A 1,501-nucleotide genomic window follows, 5' to 3' on the forward strand; every position below is an offset into this window, starting at 1 on the left:
ATGACGGAGTGTCAGTCAACAAAGTTTTGGCTGAACCACCATCATCGCGGGCAAGCCCGCTCCCACATTTGTATGGGGTTACACCTTTAGCGGCGGTTCAATGCGCTCAGGATCGCTGCACTTTCCGCATCCGGCGTGCCGTCGAACCGTGATGGCCGGAAGTGCATCTGGAACGCCGCGATCACATGGCGCGTGGCCACATCCAGCTCACCCGTCTGCGGCGTCTGGTAGCCCAGGCGCGCCAGTTCTTCCTGGAACCACGTAATACTCGGCAGGCTAACGGCATACTGTTGCTGGAACCGAGCCACCGCCTGTGCATCCGGCCACACGCCCAAACCTTCAGCCGCCAGGCGCTTCCACGGGAACAACGGGCCTGGGTCGAGCTTGCGCAATGGCGCAATGTCGCTATGGCCGATAATGTTTTTGGGGTCGATGCCGTTGCGCTTGCTGATGTCCTTGAGCAACACCACCAACGACTGCACCTGGGCCTCGGAGTACGGGTACCACAGGCGGCCGGTCGGCGCGTCTGTATAACCTGGGTTCACGATCTCGATGCCAATGGAGCTGGAATTGAGCCAGGTGCGGCCCGCCCATTCGCTTTCACCGGCGTGCCAGGCGCGCTGGCTCTCGTCTACCAGCTTGTAGATGGTGCCTGAAGCATCATCGCCAATGAGGTAATGGCTGCTGACCTGGCCGTGCGTGAGCAGCGCCAGGGAGCGTTCAAGGCTGGCGGAGGTGTAATGGACAATGACGAACTGCACGCGGTTGTCGTGGTTCAAAGAAGGGTGGCTGGTGTTCAGCCGCGGGCCGCTGGCGCAGCCGGCGAGCAAAAGAAGCACAAAGGCAATGCAAAAGGATTTCATGGCGGAAGACAGTACGCAGAAGACGATAATGCAACAGTGTAACGGATGGTTCGGGGCTCGACGGTCAAATCACAAAATGGAACATCTTTTACGCCGCCTGCACCCGGTTGCGTCCAGCGGCCTTGGCCCGATACAACGCCTCATCGGCACGCTTTAGCGCCAGGTCACTGCGTTCTCCCGGCAGGAACTGTGCCACGCCCATGGACACCGTGATGGTCACCGGCTCGCCTTTGAAGTGGAACGGGCATGCCTCGATGGCCGAACGCAGCACCTCACCCACGTCCAAAGCATCTGCCAAACCTGAGTCAGGCATCAACAATACAAACTCTTCACCCCCAAATCGCGCGATAAAATCGCCGGAGCGCAGGCGCTTGCGCAACACATTGGCGATGATCTTCAGCACCTTGTCGCCGGCCAAGTGGCCGTAGCCATCGTTGATGCGCTTGAAGTGGTCCAGGTCGAGCATGGCCAGTGACAGGCTGTTGCCGCGCTGATGCCAGCTATTCACTTCATGATCCAGGCGCTCGCTCCAGGCCGCACGGTTGGGCAGGCCGGTGAGCGGGTCGATCAAGGCCTTCTGGCGCTGCACTTCCAAATGCTCGCGATAACCTTGGGCTTCCTGCTCCATGTTCGCCACC

General features: G+C 60.0%; 2 protein-coding genes. Both read right to left on the minus strand.

The annotated features are described in order from the left end of the window. Positions 1–86 precede the first annotated feature (86 nt). On the minus strand, positions 87–863 hold the full coding sequence (locus tag FEM54_RS32425) for an N-acetylmuramoyl-L-alanine amidase (protein WP_017139085.1): 777 nt from the start codon (positions 861–863) through the stop codon (positions 87–89). A gap of 88 nt (positions 864–951) precedes the next feature. Further along, positions 952–1,501: GGDEF domain-containing protein (locus FEM54_RS32430; protein ID WP_138454267.1), on the minus strand; the 550-nt coding region annotated here is incomplete at its 5' end.

It is taken from the genome of Pseudomonas edaphica, assembly GCF_005863185.1.
Lineage (GTDB): Bacteria > Pseudomonadota > Gammaproteobacteria > Pseudomonadales > Pseudomonadaceae > Aquipseudomonas > Aquipseudomonas edaphica.

Bases quoted from the DNA above. Each gene is read 5' to 3' on its own strand.
- FEM54_RS32425 (WP_017139085.1), bottom strand. From the start codon at position 863: ATGAAATCCTTTTGCATTGCCTTTGTGCTTCTTTTGCTCGCCGGCTGC.